This window comes from Streptohalobacillus salinus, assembly GCF_003201605.1.
Classification (GTDB): Bacteria; Bacillota; Bacilli; order Bacillales; family Amphibacillaceae; genus Streptohalobacillus; species Streptohalobacillus salinus.
Map to the genome: position 1 here is coordinate 150,918 of NZ_QJJR01000003.1, position 16,427 is coordinate 167,344.

Consider the following 16,427-nt stretch of genomic DNA (forward strand, 5'->3'; position numbering starts at 1 on the left):
CATAAACAATCATTGCCGGTAGCACCATCCGTCAACCGCTCGCTTAGGCTTCAATTGTCTGTTTGATCGCTTGATAATCTGATGTATACAGAATATACGTGTCCTGTTTGGTTTTGATTACAACGCGATCGGTCGTACCATAAGGAGTACCGATCCGCGTTGCCTGTTTATCATCGCCACCATAGCTATCACCCGATGAAACATCTATGATATCTGCTTCATTTATTTCAATTTTTGATAATTGCCACCTAATCGTCACAAGACCTGCTGACTTCTTCACCTGAATACCTAACACGCGCCTTCCTCCTTTTTTTCAAGCCCTTTGCTGTTGTTATTCAGTCACACACATCCCTTATCAAAAACGAATGCGTCAACCCGAGTGATGGATTGACGCTTCATTATTCGTTCCGATTGCGTTTATTATTTAAACACTTTAATTCGTTCATCTAAAGATTGAAATGTTTTTTCTCCGGGTGCTTCCACCGGCTTACCGAATGGCATTTGCGCACATAGGCGCCAATGTTTCGGAAGATCAAAACGTTCTTTCACATCATCATCAATTAACGGGTTATAGTGCTGTAAGGACGCACCTAATCCTTCTGTTTCTAACGTCGTCCAAACCACATATTGCAGAATACCCGATGCTTGTTCAGACCATGTTGGGAATTTATCTTCATACAATGGCATCTGTTCCCCTAAATTTTTGACCACTTCCGTATCTTCAAAGAACAACACGGTTCCATATCCAGCTTTAAATCCATCGACACGTGCTTCGGTTTTATGAAAGTCTTCTTCTTTTACAAGGGGGCGTAAATGTTCTTTGGTTAAATCCCATAACGCTTTATGGTGCTCGTTAAACAGAATCACGACGCGGCCACTTTGTGAATTAAACGCATAAGGCGAATACTTCACCGCAAACTGGACCACTTCTTCGACTTTTTCTTTTGAAACAATCTCTTCGTCACTGATTGCGTAATATGAACGACGTTCTTCAATTGCTTGACGTAATGTTTTTGACATAAACCATTTCCTCCTTCGTAATCATACAAAATTTACCGTTACTTGTACCATTACCGAAAAAGGGAACCGTTAAACATTTATCGTTTTTTCTGGTTTCTTTGCGAGAACACTAAGTATAAAGGCGATTACCGGGAAAACAATCATTCCAAGCAAGATTGGTTGGTAACTCCCAAATACATCAAAACCAGCTCCAAAAGGGAGTGGTCCTAACGATGAGCCTAGGACCATGACCGTCGAAGAGACCCCGTTAATGGAACCAATATAGCGTCGACCAAAGTAGTTCGGCCAAATCGCTTTTAAACTAATCCGTTCAATTCCACCAGCGACACCCCATAAAAAGCCAAACAAGATTGCTAGAACATTGGTCGTCATCACAGTAAGTAACAAGAGGAGGATGACTTCAAGACCGAAAATAATCATTAAAGCAACATTTGTTTTAATTTTATCTAAGATTAACCCCGACAAGAAGGACATCGGGATGCCCACGAAAGCCATCATACTAAGAATCGTCGCAGCCATTTGCACACTTAACCCCTGGCTACCAAAAATAGAGGTGATGTGAAACGTAATGCCGGTGTTCACCATCGCTGGTACACCAACACAAAACAGGACAAACCAAAAGGTGCGGGTATGCATTGCCTCTTTTAACGTCCAATCAACTTCGGCAATCTCCATTGATGCTTTTAAATTGAGCTTGGGCCCTTCGGCATGGCCATCCGGAACAAGTCCGATATCTTCCGGGCGATTTCTAACAAAGAAAAACGCAATAGGCACAAATACTACAAGTAACATAACACCCCAAAAGCGCCAAGCCACTTGCCAACTGTATGATTGAATCAACCAGATATTAATAATTGGAAACATAGCTGAGGAGATAAAACCACCCAGTGACATGAGACTAAAGGCAACCCCACGTTTTTTGACAAACCACTGCGCAACAAGTGTCGTTGGAATCAAGGACATACTCCCTTGACCGAGTAAACGAATAAGGAAAAATCCTAAAAATAACATCGGCAAGGTCGTAACCAAACTGTTATAAAATAAGGCAATCGCAAACAAAACACCGACGCCAACCATCATCAAGCGTTGGCCAAAGCGGTCAATAAAACGACCGACAACAATCATAATTAAACCAGCAAAAAAAGTTGCCATTGAATAAATGCTGGATACTTCGGTCCGCGACCAGCCGAAATCCGCAATCAAATAATCAATAAATGTTGAATTAGAGTACGTTTGACCTGGGCCAGAGAAAAAGACGCCGATTGCCGCGACAATAACCATAATCCAACCATAATAAATTTTTTGTTTCTTCACCAAACTTGTTCCCCCTCCATTGCCTTGCTTCTCTCTTTCTAACACCCGTATATGTAGACGATTTGAATCACTAATATCTAAGATACCGGAAATCAAACTAAAAATCCATGTTATCGCCTAAGATTGAGATGAAAATTAAAAAGCATCTCGAGCGAGATGCTTAAAATTATTGATTATCAAATGTTCGAATGTCATTAAGTGCTTTATGGGCTTCATTGTAATACTCTGCCGATTGTTTATACTTCCGCTGGCTATAGTAATAGTCCGCTAAAAGCTTCAAGTAAGCCGCATAAGGTAAATGTAACGATCGTGCTTTAAAATAAGGCAACACTTCTTTTTGTAAGAGTGTTTCAAACGCTTTATCATAACCATGAATCACAAAATAAAGCACACGTAATTGGTACACGTAACGCGGCGCTAAATCCGCCGTTTCCTCAATAATAATTAATCCTTTTTCATGCCATCCGGCTGCTTGTTCCAGTTCTCCTAATTGTATCTCTGTTTTGATTAAGCCGAGAATTGCTTTAAGTTCGTGCAACGTATAACTATGTTTAACAATGTCATAACTGCGCATGTAATAATCCAGCGCTTGTGTTGTCAAGTGTTGATCATAAAACAATTCGCCCATTGCTTCATAGACCAAATACAAAATGGTTTTATCCTTTAACCGCTCCGCTAAATCTTGACTCGTCTCAAAATGATGGAGCGCTTCATCCATTTCTCGCATGCGTTTAAAGTTCGTTCCCTTTAATATGTGGCATTTCGCAGCCCGACCTAGTTTATAATTTTCCCTATAATAGTCAAGGGCGCGATCGGCGTACATCGTCGAGTGATAGGTATAATGAAGGAGACTAGCTGTTTTTGCTACTTGAAACACTAAATCATAGTATTCTTCATCTTGATCCTCAAAGACACGGGAAAATAATTTCTCAGCTTTGATAAAGCCATTAAACGCTTGCTCGTAGCTTGCTAACATATAATAAAAATGACTAGAAAACTTTAACCAAAAATAGAATTCTTCTTTTGAAAACTTTTGTGTGTCTTGCTCTAAAAACTTGAATTTTCGTTCAGCTAACTTTCTTTGATCGGTTAAAATAAAATAGTATAATGTATGTAGTTCAACAAGCCAAAATAGATCGGCATCAATCACTTTTTCAATGTTACGTTCAATTTTTTGGTATGTATCATGACTCATGGCTAAATTTCTACTTAACAGTTGATCAGTCCATTGGTTAACAAGTTCTGCAATGTTATCATCAATCACCCGCTCTGGGTTAATATTTAATCGTTCACACAGTTGTTTTACTGCAGTTGGATTTGGATCTGCACTATTACGCTCGATTTTAGATAGATAAGAGACCGAAACAATTCCTTCGGCGAGCTCCTCTTGGGTCAGTTTTTGCTTCATTCTAAAATATTTGATTTTACATCCAATACCTGTCGGCATCTTATCACCTCTTCCCCTTCTATTTTACACAAAACTATGACTTTAGTCACTATCAATCTCAATTAATTCACGAAATATTCGTGATTGAGCATGGGTGTGATCTATGTTTAATATCAATGTCAGCATTTCCTCTGACATACAGTTTCAGTTTGCATTTAAATGGCTGTTCCTATTTCGTGACAGCTTCATTCTTTTCACTTCCCCCTTAAGACGCGTACTTTAAACAAGGGGTTACAAATAATGATGTCTCCCTTTTTTCGGTATGCAATGGATCGCCACAAGCATTAAGAGGTTTTCTATGCTCTCTTTGCTTATGCAATAACTGCAACAGAAAAACTCACAACAAGGTTGGTATGATTCATTTAGTTGATCATCCGCCCAACCCAGATTCCATCAGCCCTTAGCTCATTCCTCTGAAACCGCACCATTGGATCTACTAGCTAAACTCATTTATACTTTACCTATTACCAGAAGGCTTCACTTGTTTGCCTGAGTGACCGATGGGGAAAGGGAGAGGTCAGGTTCGTTGTTTACATGCTGAAACCCGTTCGTTTTCTTATTGACTGATGTTTCATCGACCGTCTCAACCCATCTTGATCACCTTGCGTTTTTTGAACATTTCCTAAACGGATTTGATTCCCATTTATCAGAAATGACGGCAGAAGATAGCGTTGATTTCCTTGGTGATTAATACATTAGAGAAAATGTAGCCCGTTCAAAAACAGACTTGCCTGCAAATTGGGCAACATTTAAAAAATTCGCCAAATTCTTATTGGATAACCAAGGCTTGCCCCTCAAGGCTTACGAGGCTATCCAAATGGTCTGTAAACAAAAAGCCTTTTTCACTTATCGCTATATCCACTATTTGAAAACAGATGTTATCGAAGAATCGATGTTTATCAACGATTTGCATACGTACCTTGATCGCAAACGGAAGTAGAACACAGACCATAAGTCATTTTAATCGTCATTAAAGGCAGGCAAAGAAAAATTCTACTTCTAGCTTTTTGACACATCTTGTTGGCAATAAACGGAACGGATAACAAACTTAACATTAAATATGAAAGACTTTGATTGACTTAGGCGCGTTTATCGCTTAAGCTAGGCTTTAATTATGTTTTTTTGATGGAGGAATAATAATACATGTTACAAGCTACAAATGTAAGTTTACGCTTCGACGATAAGAAATTATTTGAGGATGTAAATATTAAATTTACACCCGGAAACTGCTACGGATTAATCGGGGCAAATGGCGCCGGTAAATCAACCTTTTTGAAAGTACTCTCAGGTGAAATCGAACCGCAAAGTGGTCATGTATCACTCGGTAAAGATGAACGCCTTGCCGTTTTGAATCAAGATCACTTCGCATTTGAATCGTTTCGCGTCCTTGAGACCGTTATGCTAGGTCATAAACGTCTTTACGAGGTCATGAAAGAGAAAGATGCGATATATAGTAAAGACCCGTTCACTGAAGAGGACGGCATGAAAGCCGCCGAACTTGAAGGTGAGTTCGCCGAACTAAACGGTTGGGAAGCTGAAGCAAATGCCGCTGTCATGTTAAAAGGTTTAGGGATTGGCGAAGAACACCACGACAAATTGATGAGCGAATTATCTGGTTCTGAGAAGGTTAAAGTGTTGCTTGCGCAAGCTTTGTTCGGAACGCCTGACATTCTCTTACTTGATGAGCCAACTAACCACTTGGACATTCAAGCGATTCAATGGCTAGAAGAGTTTTTAATTAACTTTGAAAACACGGTCATTGTTGTTTCTCACGACCGTCACTTCCTCAACAAAGTTTGTACACACATCGCTGATGTTGACTTTGGTAAAATTGAACTGTATGTCGGTAACTATGATTTCTGGTATGAATCAAGCCAGCTTGCTTTGCAAATGGCACAAGATCAAAACAAGAAAAAAGAAGAAAAAATTAAGGAATTACAAAACTTTATCGCTCGCTTTAGTGCGAACGCATCTAAATCTAAACAAGCAACGTCTCGTAAAAAGATGTTAGATAACATTTCACTTGATGATATTAAGCCGTCATCTCGTCGTTATCCTTACGTGGCCTTTAAACCAGAACGTGAAATTGGTAATGATTTGTTACGCGTTGAAAACTTAACTAAAACAATTGATGGCGTTAAAATTCTTGATGACATCAGTTTCGCCCTCAACCCCGACAATAAAGTTGCTTTCGTTGGTCGTAACGAACAAGCCAAAACGGTATTGTTTGAAATCTTGATGGGTCGGATGGAGCCGGACAGCGGCACCTATACGTGGGGAGTCACAACCTCACAATCCTACTTCCCGAAAGACAACAGTGAATTCTTTGAAAACAATGAATTGACCCTTGTCGAATGGTTACGTCAATATTCGAAAGAAGATCAAACTGAAACATTCTTACGTGGATTTTTAGGGCGTATGTTATTTAGTGGCGAAGAAGCCTTAAAAAAAGCAAAAGTATTATCTGGGGGAGAAAAGGTCCGTTGCATGTTATCTAAAATGATGCTGTCTAGTGCAAATGTGTTAGTTCTCGACGAACCAACAAACCACTTGGACTTAGAGTCGATTACCTCGGTCAATAATAGCTTGATTAACTTTAAAGGCGCATTGTTATTCACCTCTCATGACCACCAATTTATCAATAGTATTGCTAATCGCTTAATTGAAATTACACCGACCGGCATTGTTGATAAAGAAATGTCTTATGATGAATTCGTTAATGATCGCGCACTTCAAAAAGAGATAGAGGCACGTTACGCTTAAATAGAAGTCAAAGACTAGAGCCTGCCGGTTCTAGTCTTTTTTATCGTACCTCCGTTAGTGATCACCAGCAACCTATACGGTTCATGCGTCTTTCCTTAACTGCTAGGTCTGCTTTGTCTATTTAATTAAAAATGCGACCAAAGCATTGGTGTAGATCCGACTTCGACCGGGTATAGTTACTAGTGAGATTTGTTAATTAGTTCCTATATTGTGAACAAATAAACGGTTTAAGATGTGAACACTTTGTGAAACGACAAACAACAAAGGCAATAAACATTGATCTGATAGGGATACGAAAAAAAGTATGTGAAATACTATTCAAACTCTTGTCACATTTTAAACAAAGGCGTATAATAAGTATATAAAGTAATTGTTCTCTTTTTTTAAACCGCATTGTGAATAATTACACATGAGGTTTATCCTAGGAACTTAGTTTCACAAACAAATCATCAATGCACCACTATTACATTAAAAAATGGAGGAATGAACAAATGAAAGTTGCTGTTATTGGATGTACACACGCAGGTACGGCTGCCATTAAGAACACATTAGCGTTATACCCTGAGGCTGAGATTCATGTCTTTGAACGAAACGATACGGTTTCATTCTTGTCTTGCGGCATCGCATTATACGTCGGTGGCGTTGTCGAAGAAGCTGAATCACTGTTTTACGCATCCGTTGAAGGATTTGAAGATAAAGGTGTCAACATGTACATGAAACACGAAGTTACTGATGTCGATGTTGAAGGAAAACAGTTGGAAGCGAAAGACTTAACCAACGACAAGGTTACAACACACGCGTTTGATAAATTAATCGTGACAACAGGTTCATGGCCAATCACTCCCCCATTCCCTGGTTTTGATTTAGATAACATTGTCTTATGTAAAAATTATGATCATGCCAAAGAAATCATCCGTCGCTCTGAGCACGTCGAGAATGTTACGGTAGTTGGTGGCGGTTATATTGGGGTTGAACTCGTCGAAGCTTTCGAAGAAAAGGGTAAGAATGTCACATTAATTGATGCAGAATCTCGTATTCTAAGTCGTTACCTGGACAAAACATTTACCGATCCTGTCGAAGCGACCCTACGTGAAAAAGGGGTCGATATGCACTTAGACGAACTTGTAAAAAGTTTTGAAGGTAAGGATTCTGTCGAAAAGGTTATTACAAACAAAGGTGAAATCAAAGCTGATTTGGTTGTCTTATGTATTGGTTTCCGTCCTAACACTGACCTATTTAAAGACAAACTACAAACTTTACCAAATGGTGCAATTGTTATTGATGAATACATGCAAACGAGCGAAAAAGACATCTACGCAGCTGGTGACTGTTGCGCTGTGCCTTACAACCCAACGAAAAAACAAGCATACATTCCACTAGCAACAAATGCTGTTCGCATGGGAACACTTGTGGCACAAAACTTAGTTAAACCAACCTTTAAGCACCCAGGTACACAAGGGACATCAGGTCTGAAAATTTATAACCACTATATTGGTTCAACAGGTTTAACAGAAAATGCTGCCGCTGTGAATGAAATGGAAGTTGGTACTGCGTATCTTGAAGACACATACCGTCCAGATTTCATGCCAGAAAATAGCATCGTTAAATTAAAACTCGTCTACGAAAAAGCAACCCACCGCGTGGTAGGTGCGCAAGTCATTTCTGATACTGACTTAACACAAGTAGTTAATACCGTATCAGTTGCGATTGCTAAAGATGTTACGATCGAAGAATTAGCATTAACTGATTTCTTCTTCCAACCACACTTCAACAAGCCCGTTAACTACTTAAACCAAGTGGCTTTAATGGCTATGGAAGATGCGAAAGAATAATTCCAGAGATTAGTGAACAATCGTTCACGATGATAAAAACATCCCGGTGTTGTAAGTGGCTCATCACTTATTGCATCGGGATGTTTATTTTTTATTTAGTCCTTCGTTTCATATTTCAATTTTTTTATCGATTGGTCCAGTTCATCTGATAACTGATGTAAAACTTGATACATGCTATTTAATTCTTGTACGGTCGCCTGTTGCTCGTCTATGGTTTCGACCATTTGAGAAACTTCTTGATTAGATAAGGCAATCACTTGTTTCGTATGACTGCTCGTTTCCGTAATGGCTTGACTATCTCGTGATAATTGATCCATGTCAGCAGAGACTTCAGTGAGTTCTTGGTGAATGGTATCAGATTTCTCATTGATTTTATCCATGTAGCCAGAAATATCCGTCACAGAGGAAAGCATATGACTGGTTTCTGTTTCACTCATTTTAATATCAACTGCAATCACACGAATCCCTTCTTGAACAGACTCAATTAAATCTTGAATCATCTCTGTTGATTGGTTTGACTGAGCAGCTAACTTTTGAACTTCAGTCGCAACAACCGCAAAACCTTTGCCGTATTCTCCTGCACGGGCCGCTTCAATAGCTGCATTTAGTGCAAGTAAATTAGTTTGCGCCGAAATATCGGAGATAACGTCAATAATTTTACTTATTTCGGCAGATGTTTTTTCGAGTCCTTCGACATCACGAACGACTTGATCAAGGTTATCTTTTACTGTCGTCGATCGTGTCTTTGTTGTACTTACGGCACCGCTTGTTTCTTTTACGTACTTGTGCACATCTTCAGAAAGCGTTACCGTCCGCTTAACGAAGTCTTGCGCATGCTTTGTTTTACTTGCAATCTCTCCGACTCGACTTACCACTTGCTCTACATCAGCGGTAATGGTTTGGTTCCCTTCTGCGAGGACCCGAACCTGTTCCGCTAATTGATCCGTTTGCGTCGTATGGGTGTCAATGCTTCCGTGAAATACATCTGTCTCTTCTTTCAAACGGTTACTTTGATCCGATAGCATCGACGTCAGACCTGCCAACGTTTCTGCAGTGGCATTAAAGGATGCCGCCAATTGATTAAATTCATCTTGTGTTTTTACGGTTAAACGCTCATCAAATTTATTTTCTCCTAATAACTGCGCAAAGTCCATCAGCTGACCGACGGGTTTTAGGACTAACACATTCGTGACCAGATACATGCCCACAGCAATAATCAACACGCTGAATAATGAAGATAGTACATTAATCATTAACGTATCCGATACAATACGCATGACAATTTCCGAAATAACGGTTTCTAACGACAAAACAACGAATAGTAACACAACTGTTGCAATGGTGAATTTTACTCTTAGTTTGCTTTTCAACACTTGTTCCTCATCTCATTCTCAATTTAGTTTCTAACCCTTTCATCACTAATCGTGCGAGGACAGGTGTCTACTCTCATGTTTAGTAAGAGTATTGTACCAGAACTAAAGTCTAAATTCAATTGTTTTGTTTGTTATTTATACCTTTTTGTAAAAAAAGTTTTTCGTCTGTCAATCCTTGTTTAAAACACTTAATAAAACCTCTGTATCAACGTTTTTAAATCGTCTTCTTGCCCATTCATAACGACACATCCATCAATAAAAAAGCCCTTCCACCTATAATGATTATTTATCATTATAGGTTTAAAGGCTTGTGACGTTTTACTTACGAATTAAATGCTGCAGCAATCAACGTTTTAATAACTGGACGGTCATTTTCATGAAAAGCTTTAACAATCCGACTACCGACAATCACGCCATCACCAAATTGACTAAGCTTTTTAACCTGGTCTGGTGTACTGACACCAAACCCTGCTAAAACCGGAACAGGTGCACCTTCTTTCAATTCAGTTAAAAAGGCTTGTACTTCGTCTTTATGGACAGCGCGCTCACCTGTCGTACCGGTAACGGTGACAGCGTAAAGAAAACCCTCCGCACGCTGCTTCAAAGCTTCACGGCGCGCTTTCGGACTCGTAAGGGCAACGAGTCGAATAAAGGCCAATTCTTCTTCCTTTAGCGCATCTGTAATGACCGCTTCTTCCTCCATCGGCACATCTGGAACAATTACACCTGAAACATTTGCTTCGGTTAACGCGCGGGCGAAAGCTTTGACCCCGTATTGCACAACCGGATTCATGTACGTCATTAATAAGATAGGAATCTCTCGATCTTTGTTTTGATTGAGTGTTTCAAGCACTGCCGTTAAAGAGACGTGCTCACGTAGCGCGCGAATACCTGCTTGTTGAATCGTATCACCATCCGCGACCGGGTCGGAGAAAGGAATGCCTACTTCGATAGCTGAAGCACCCGCTTCTCTTAAGAAATCAATCTGTTCATTTAATTGATCCAAACCACCGTCACCTGCCATGATATAGGGAACAAATATCTTATTTCCTGCTTCTAGGACTTGATTTAAATGCTTTTCCAAATACGACTTAGTCATTTACTTTACCTCCTAACACAGCTTTAACTGTTTCGACATCCTTATCGCCTCGTCCAGATAAACAAACGATAATCGACTGATCCTTACTGAATTTTTTAACCAGTTTTGGTAAGTAGCCAATCGCATGTGCACTTTCCAAAGCCGGAATGATACCTTCTGTTTCTGACAATAACTTTAAGCCTTCCAGCGCTTCATCATCAGTCGCCGACACATAAGTGACTCGTTCGGTATCTTTTAAGTGACTATGCTCAGGCCCAATGCCAGGGTAATCAAGTCCGGCCGAAATCGAATGCGCTTCTGTGATTTGACCAGCGTCGTCTTGTAAGAGATACGTCATCGTACCGTGTAAGACACCGACCGTTCCAGTAGAAAGCGTCGCTGCGTGCTTGCCCGTTGCAACACCATCGCCTCCTGCTTCAACGCCGTACATTTGAACTGAAGCGTCATCAACAAACGGATAAAACATCCCCATCGCATTACTGCCCCCACCGATACAGGCAATTAACGCATCCGGCAAGCTGTTGGTTTTATCAAAATACTGCTGTTTCGTTTCATCACCAATCATGCGCTGAAAGTCACGAACAATCATTGGAAATGGATGCGGCCCCACAACTGAGCCAATAATGTAGTGGGTGTCTTCGACATGGCTTACCCAATAGCGCAGCGCTTCATTCACTGCATCTTTTAGCGTACAACTGCCTGAAGTAACGGGTTCCACTTTGGCACCAAGTAATTCCATCCGGAACACATTCAGTTTCTGACGCTTAATATCCTCTTCACCCATAAACACCACACATTCTAACCCTAATAACGCACAAGCGGTTGCTGTTGCTACCCCGTGCTGTCCTGCGCCTGTTTCTGCGACAACCTTATGTTTGCCCATGCGCTTTGTTAACAACGCTTGACCGAGCGCATTGTTAATTTTATGCGCCCCGGTATGATTTAAGTCTTCACGTTTCAAATAAATCTTTGGCCCGCCTAATTTTTCAGTTAAACGTTCGGCAAAGTAGAGTGGTGTTTCACGGCCAACATAATCTTTTAAGTAATAATCAAAGGCCTCCGTAAATGCTGGGTCATTCTTTGCTTCTAGATAAGCCTTTTCTAGTTCCAAGACAGCCGGCATTAATGTTTCAGGAACATAGCGACCACCGAAGCTTCCGTAATGCCCATGTTCATTTGGTTGTTGATAGTTTGTCATTGTTCTGGCACCCCTTTTACTTGATTAATAAATTGTTTAATCTTAACCGCATCTTTCTTATCCTTCGTTTCAACGCCACTGGAGACGTCCACACCCGCAACCGGAAGCGTCCGTAACGCCTTATTTACGTTATCAAGGGTAAGGCCACCAGCTAAAAACACCGGTACCTGAAGATCATCAATTTGTAATAAAGACCAATCAAACCCTGTCCCTGAACCAGGTATGGGACCATCCAGTAATAAATAAGCAACAGCAGTTTGATAGGTCGCCACCTTGTCGAGCGACGCTTGATCTTTTACGGTAATGGCTTTAATGACCGGATAGTTTATCTGATTGATATAGGCAAGAGATTCCTCACCATGCAATTGGACATAATCAAGTCCGACCGTTGCCGCCACGTGATTGACTTCTTCAAATGGTTGATTTCTAAAAACACCGACTGTTTGAATGGCTGGGCTTAAGGCAGCCCGGATCGTTTTTGCTTCTTGGACAGTAATTTTCCGTTTGCTGTCTGCGAATAAAAAACCAATAAAATCGGCACCACTTGCCTCAACAACTTCTGCAGTTTCACGATCTTTCACCCCACAAATTTTAACGAGCGGTTTCATGACAAATCCTCAGTAAAAGCTTTGATCATTGCTTCGGGTGATGTTTTCATCAGTGTTTCACCGACTAAAACTGCCCGTGCGCCCGCAGCCTTTACCTGGACAACATCTGCTTTTGTCTTAATGCCGCTTTCACTGACTAAGACATGTTTTTCTGTGTTAATGAGTGGCGCAAGTGCTTCTGTTTGTTTAAGACTGGTTTCAAATGTTTTAAGGTTGCGGTTATTGATGCCAATTAGCGGTGCATCAACCGCTAACGCTGTCTTGACTTCCGTTTCATCGTGCACTTCAACCAATACTTCTAGCCCTTTAGCTGTTGCGTAGTGATACAAATTTGTAAATTGCTCTTTAGTTAACGCACCAACAATCAGTAAAATCACATCCGCCCCGTGCTGATAGGCGCGATCAATTTGAACAGGATCAATGATGAAATCTTTATTTAATACTGGCAAGCTAACCGCTTCTTTCACGGCGACTAAGTCCGCCATCGTTCCCTTGAAATAAGGATAGTCTGTTAAAACAGAAATCATTGATGCCCCGCTTGCTTGATAAATCCTAGCTTGTTCAGCCGGTTCCACGTCCTTATTAATCATACCTTTTGATGGTGAATGTCGCTTAAATTCTGCGATGACGTGCATCGGTTGTGTGTTAACCGCATCTAGAAATGAAACGAGCGGAACCGTTCGTTTTCTATTGTCAGCCGCACGCTGTGCTTTGATCACATCCACCTCTATTTGTTTTGCTTTAATAATGTCATCAAGTATCGTCATGCTTTCACCTCACTTCACGTTGATGGGTTTGAATTAAGTGATTTAATTTTTCTAAGGCATGGCCTTCGTCAATGCTTGTCCGTGCTAGGGCAATTCCTTCTTTGATGGTCGTTGCTTTCCCGTTTGCGAAAATCGCTAACCCGGCATTAAGTAGCACGGTATCGCGATGTGGACCATGTTTCCCTGACAACACGTCTGTGAGTATCCGAGCATTCATCTCTTTATCGCCACCGCTAATGGCTTTGTTATCAACATAGGGTAAATCAACATCTTCAGGTTTGATGGTAAACTCAAGCAGCTCCCCGCGATCTAATAAGACACAGTGGGTCTCTCCTGCGAGTGATGCTTCATCCATAAAGCCCGGCCCATTAATCACAAGCGCACGCTTCCGACCGAGCTTAGCTAAAACACTGGCCATATCGAGCAATAAATCACGCCGGTAAATACCAATCAGTTGTGTTTCGAGTTCAACCGGGTTAGTGAGTGGACCAATTAAGTTGAAAATGGTAGGTATTTTAAGCGCACGTCTTACTTGGACAACAGGCTTCATTTTCGGGTGCATCTGTTGCGAGAATAAAAAGCTAATTTGATTTTCCTTTAAGAGTTGATAGCTTACTTCCGGTGACTGGCGAATATCGACACCGAGTGCTTCTAAGACATCTGCACTTCCCGTTTTACTGGAAATGCTGCGGTTACCATGTTTAGCCACGGTAATCCCAGCCCCCGCAACGACAAACGCACTTGCCGTCGAAATATTAAAGCTATTTGACTGATCGCCACCCGTGCCGCAGTTATCCATCGCACCGATTAATTCCCCAGGCATGGTGAGGGCATGTTCACGGACCACTTGAACCAGGGCAGTGATCTCATCCACGGATTCCTTTTTCTGTTTTAAAGCGAGTAAGAAGCTACCGACCAGAACTGGATCGGTGTCTGTGTCAAACATTAACCGCGCAGCAGCTTCCATTTCTTCAAGGGTAAGGTCTTCACCGCGTACGACTTTTTCGATATACGTTTGCATTTAGTTGTCCTCCCTTATTGTGCTAAAGAAATTACTGAGTAAGGTTAAACCATCTAGTGTACCAATTGATTCAGGGTGAAATTGCATCCCGTAAATCGGAAGCTGATGATGTTTAATCGCCATAATTTCACCGTCATCAAGAGCGGTTGCCGTGATCGTTAGTGTTTCTGGTACGGTTGTCGGATCAATTACAAGTGAATGGTAACGCATCACTTCAATCGGATCCGTGAGGCCGGCAAAAATGTCCTGTTGATGATGCGTGATCTTTGATTGTTTCCCGTGCATGACACGTTTGGCATGGATAATCGTCGCCCCATAGGCCTCGCCGATCGCTTGATGACCGAGACAAATGCCGAGAATCGGAATGCTTTCCCCGTGTTCTTTAATCACATCGATACAAATCCCCGCATCCACCGGTGCGCCTGGCCCAGGTGAGAGGACAATCGCCTCCGGATTAATCGCATGAATCTCCTCTAAAGAGATCGCATCATTCCGAACGACTTTTACATCTTCTCCGAGTTCCCCCATATATTGATACAAGTTATAGGTAAATGAATCATAATTGTCTATCAGTAAAATCATGTGTCCGACACCTCCACGAGTGACTTTGCTTTATTTAGTGTTTCTTGATACTCACTTTTCGGATCTGAGTCGTACACAATCCCGGCCCCTGCTTGCACGTAAGCCGTTTGGTTCTTAATAACCATCGTCCGAATTGCCAGTGCTAAATCAAGATCCCCATTCATGTTGATATACCCACAAGCACCTGCATAGACACCACGTTCAACCGTTTCATAATGATTAATCAGTTGCATCGCTCGAATCTTTGGTGCACCTGAGACTGTACCGGCTGGTAACGTGGCAATCAAGCAATCAATGCCATCATAAGTGTCCTTCAAGGTTCCGGTTACTTCAGAAACGATATGCATCACATGCTGGAACCGTTCAATTGTCATGAATTTCGGAAGCTGAATCGAGTGAACTTCACAGACGCGACCTAAGTCATTCCGACTTAAATCAACCAGCATTTTATGTTCAGCGCGTTCTTTTTCATCATGAAGTAAATCTTGTTCAAACCGTAGGTCTTCGGCTTCTGATTTCCCTCGTGGTCTAGTACCCGCAATGGGATTGGTGACAACCTGATTGCCTTTCACTTTGATTAAACTTTCAGGTGAGGCGCCTAGAACGACATAAGGACCGAAATCAAGGTAATACATGTACGGCGACGGATTGTTTCGTCTCAACTTTCGGTAAAATTGAAACGGCGACGTATCAAACTCTGCTTTCATGCGTTGTGAGAGGACGACCTGAAAAATATCGCCATCGATGATATGTTGCTTTGCCCGTTCAACATAATTGATAAAGGTAGCTTCATCGATTTCCGGGGTGAAGCTGACTTTTGTCAGTGCTTCTTCATCATCCGCTGTATAGGTCATTATTTGCGTTTCCAATTCATCTAACGCACGACGGAGTGCTGCTTCATCACGGTTACCAGCTAAATCCGTTGCTACTAAAGTGACGGTTTCTTTTTTATGGTCAAAGATAATCACATCTTGATACATCATTAAATGCACATCTGGCATGTTAATCTCATCTGTTAAGCGCTCGCCAATTTGTTCATAGTGACGAATGACATCATAACCAATGTAGCCGACCGCTCCACCATAAAATAAAAACGGTAAATTTAAATCAACAGTTGGGATATGTGCTTTCAAGACTTCTAAAACCTTATCATGCAAAACGATTTCTTTGTCCGCTTGCTTAATCGTCACTTTTTGGTCATCACCAATGATTTCTTTAAAGGGGTGTTGACCTAAAAACGAATAACGTCCTTTCTCCCCGTGTCCACTTGAACTTTCTAAGATAAAACGTTGACTACCTTGTAAGCGTTGGTAAACACTAATCGGTGTTAAAACGTCGCCCACACATTCTTTAACTTGATAACGCATGTTAGTTTCCTCCCTTATCAATAGAAAAATCCCCCT

15 protein-coding genes are annotated in these 16,427 nt (G+C 41.2%); 3 read left to right on the forward strand and 12 right to left on the reverse strand.

Annotation, left to right across the window (positions count from 1 at the left end):
- Positions 1-43: 43 nt before the first annotated feature.
- The 4 genes from DES38_RS03695 to DES38_RS03710 form a co-directional block, all read right to left on the reverse strand.
- Positions 44-295 carry a SunI/YnzG family protein gene (locus DES38_RS03695; protein ID WP_110250749.1) on the reverse strand — a complete coding sequence of 84 codons (252 nt, stop codon included), beginning with the start codon at positions 293-295 and terminating at the stop codon, positions 44-46.
- Between the two features lie 125 nt (positions 296-420).
- The gene (locus tag DES38_RS03700) at positions 421-1,020 is read right to left on the reverse strand and encodes a nitroreductase family protein (RefSeq protein WP_110250750.1); all 600 of its coding nucleotides are present in this window, start codon (positions 1,018-1,020) and stop codon (positions 421-423) included.
- A gap of 69 nt (positions 1,021-1,089) precedes the next feature.
- A complete protein-coding gene (locus DES38_RS03705; protein ID WP_342767345.1) occupies positions 1,090-2,334 on the reverse strand; it encodes an MFS transporter in 1,245 nt (414 codons plus the stop codon).
- Positions 2,335-2,500: 166 nt separating this feature from the next.
- Entirely contained in the window at positions 2,501-3,781 is a 1,281-nt protein-coding gene (locus DES38_RS03710; RefSeq protein WP_110250751.1) for a helix-turn-helix domain-containing protein, read from the reverse strand.
- A gap of 817 nt (positions 3,782-4,598) precedes the next feature.
- Between DES38_RS03710 and DES38_RS12160 the strand changes: the two genes are divergently transcribed.
- From DES38_RS12160 to DES38_RS03720, 3 genes are all read left to right on the forward strand, one after another.
- Entirely contained in the window at positions 4,599-4,721 is a 123-nt protein-coding gene (locus DES38_RS12160) for a hypothetical protein (RefSeq protein ID WP_281267681.1), read from the forward strand.
- Positions 4,722-4,924: 203 nt separating this feature from the next.
- A complete protein-coding gene (locus DES38_RS03715) occupies positions 4,925-6,544 on the forward strand; it encodes an ABC-F family ATP-binding cassette domain-containing protein (protein ID WP_110250752.1) in 1,620 nt (539 codons plus the stop codon).
- A gap of 491 nt (positions 6,545-7,035) precedes the next feature.
- Positions 7,036-8,376, forward strand: a complete 1,341-nt coding sequence (locus DES38_RS03720) for an FAD-dependent oxidoreductase (protein ID WP_110250753.1) — start codon at positions 7,036-7,038, stop codon at positions 8,374-8,376.
- A gap of 95 nt (positions 8,377-8,471) precedes the next feature.
- Here DES38_RS03720 and DES38_RS03725 read toward each other — a convergent pair whose 3' ends face one another.
- From DES38_RS03725 to trpE, 8 genes are all read right to left on the reverse strand, one after another.
- Positions 8,472-9,746 (reverse strand): methyl-accepting chemotaxis protein, encoded by a 1,275-nt coding sequence (locus DES38_RS03725; RefSeq protein ID WP_110250754.1) that lies wholly within the window; start codon positions 9,744-9,746, stop codon positions 8,472-8,474.
- 325 nt (positions 9,747-10,071) lie between these two features.
- Positions 10,072-10,848 (reverse strand): tryptophan synthase subunit alpha, encoded by a 777-nt coding sequence (gene trpA, locus DES38_RS03730; protein ID WP_110250755.1) that lies wholly within the window; start codon positions 10,846-10,848, stop codon positions 10,072-10,074.
- Entirely contained in the window at positions 10,841-12,046 is a 1,206-nt protein-coding gene (gene trpB, locus DES38_RS03735) for a tryptophan synthase subunit beta (RefSeq protein ID WP_110250756.1), read from the reverse strand. Before trpB ends, trpA begins: the two co-directional genes overlap by 8 nt.
- Positions 12,043-12,654, reverse strand: coding sequence for a phosphoribosylanthranilate isomerase (locus DES38_RS03740; RefSeq protein ID WP_110250757.1), 612 nt, complete (start codon positions 12,652-12,654; stop codon positions 12,043-12,045). The genes trpB and DES38_RS03740 overlap by 4 nt, the downstream gene beginning before the upstream one ends.
- The gene (gene trpC, locus DES38_RS03745) at positions 12,651-13,421 is read right to left on the reverse strand and encodes an indole-3-glycerol phosphate synthase TrpC (protein WP_110250758.1); all 771 of its coding nucleotides are present in this window, start codon (positions 13,419-13,421) and stop codon (positions 12,651-12,653) included. Before trpC ends, DES38_RS03740 begins: the two co-directional genes overlap by 4 nt.
- Before the next feature lie 4 nt (positions 13,422-13,425).
- Positions 13,426-14,442: an anthranilate phosphoribosyltransferase gene (gene trpD / locus DES38_RS03750; protein WP_110250759.1), complete on the reverse strand. Its 1,017-nt coding sequence runs from the start codon at positions 14,440-14,442 to the stop codon at positions 13,426-13,428.
- Positions 14,443-15,024 (reverse strand): anthranilate synthase component II, encoded by a 582-nt coding sequence (locus DES38_RS03755; RefSeq protein WP_110250760.1) that lies wholly within the window; start codon positions 15,022-15,024, stop codon positions 14,443-14,445. It lies immediately after the preceding gene.
- Entirely contained in the window at positions 15,021-16,391 is a 1,371-nt protein-coding gene (trpE, locus tag DES38_RS03760) for an anthranilate synthase component I (RefSeq protein ID WP_110250761.1), read from the reverse strand. The genes DES38_RS03755 and trpE overlap by 4 nt, the downstream gene beginning before the upstream one ends.
- Positions 16,392-16,427 lie beyond the last annotated feature (36 nt).

Excerpts from the sequence above, each read along its gene's own strand:
- trpD (WP_110250759.1), bottom strand. The coding sequence starts at position 14,442 with ATGCAAACGTATATCGAAAAAGTCGTACGCGGTGAAGACCTTACCCTT.
- DES38_RS03710 (WP_110250751.1), bottom strand. The coding sequence starts at position 3,781 with ATGCCGACAGGTATTGGATGTAAAATCAAATATTTTAGAATGAAGCAA.
- DES38_RS12160 (WP_281267681.1), top strand. The coding sequence starts at position 4,599 with ATGGTCTGTAAACAAAAAGCCTTTTTCACTTATCGCTATATCCACTAT.
- trpC (WP_110250758.1), bottom strand. The coding sequence starts at position 13,421 with ATGACGATACTTGATGACATTATTAAAGCAAAACAAATAGAGGTGGAT.
- DES38_RS03720 (WP_110250753.1), top strand. The coding sequence starts at position 7,036 with ATGAAAGTTGCTGTTATTGGATGTACACACGCAGGTACGGCTGCCATT.
- trpA (WP_110250755.1), bottom strand. The coding sequence starts at position 10,848 with ATGACTAAGTCGTATTTGGAAAAGCATTTAAATCAAGTCCTAGAAGCA.
- trpB (WP_110250756.1), bottom strand. The coding sequence starts at position 12,046 with ATGACAAACTATCAACAACCAAATGAACATGGGCATTACGGAAGCTTC.
- DES38_RS03755 (WP_110250760.1), bottom strand. The coding sequence starts at position 15,024 with ATGATTTTACTGATAGACAATTATGATTCATTTACCTATAACTTGTAT.
- trpE (WP_110250761.1), bottom strand. The coding sequence starts at position 16,391 with ATGCGTTATCAAGTTAAAGAATGTGTGGGCGACGTTTTAACACCGATT.
- DES38_RS03715 (WP_110250752.1), top strand. The coding sequence starts at position 4,925 with ATGTTACAAGCTACAAATGTAAGTTTACGCTTCGACGATAAGAAATTA.
- DES38_RS03700 (WP_110250750.1), bottom strand. The coding sequence starts at position 1,020 with ATGTCAAAAACATTACGTCAAGCAATTGAAGAACGTCGTTCATATTAC.
- DES38_RS03740 (WP_110250757.1), bottom strand. The coding sequence starts at position 12,654 with ATGAAACCGCTCGTTAAAATTTGTGGGGTGAAAGATCGTGAAACTGCA.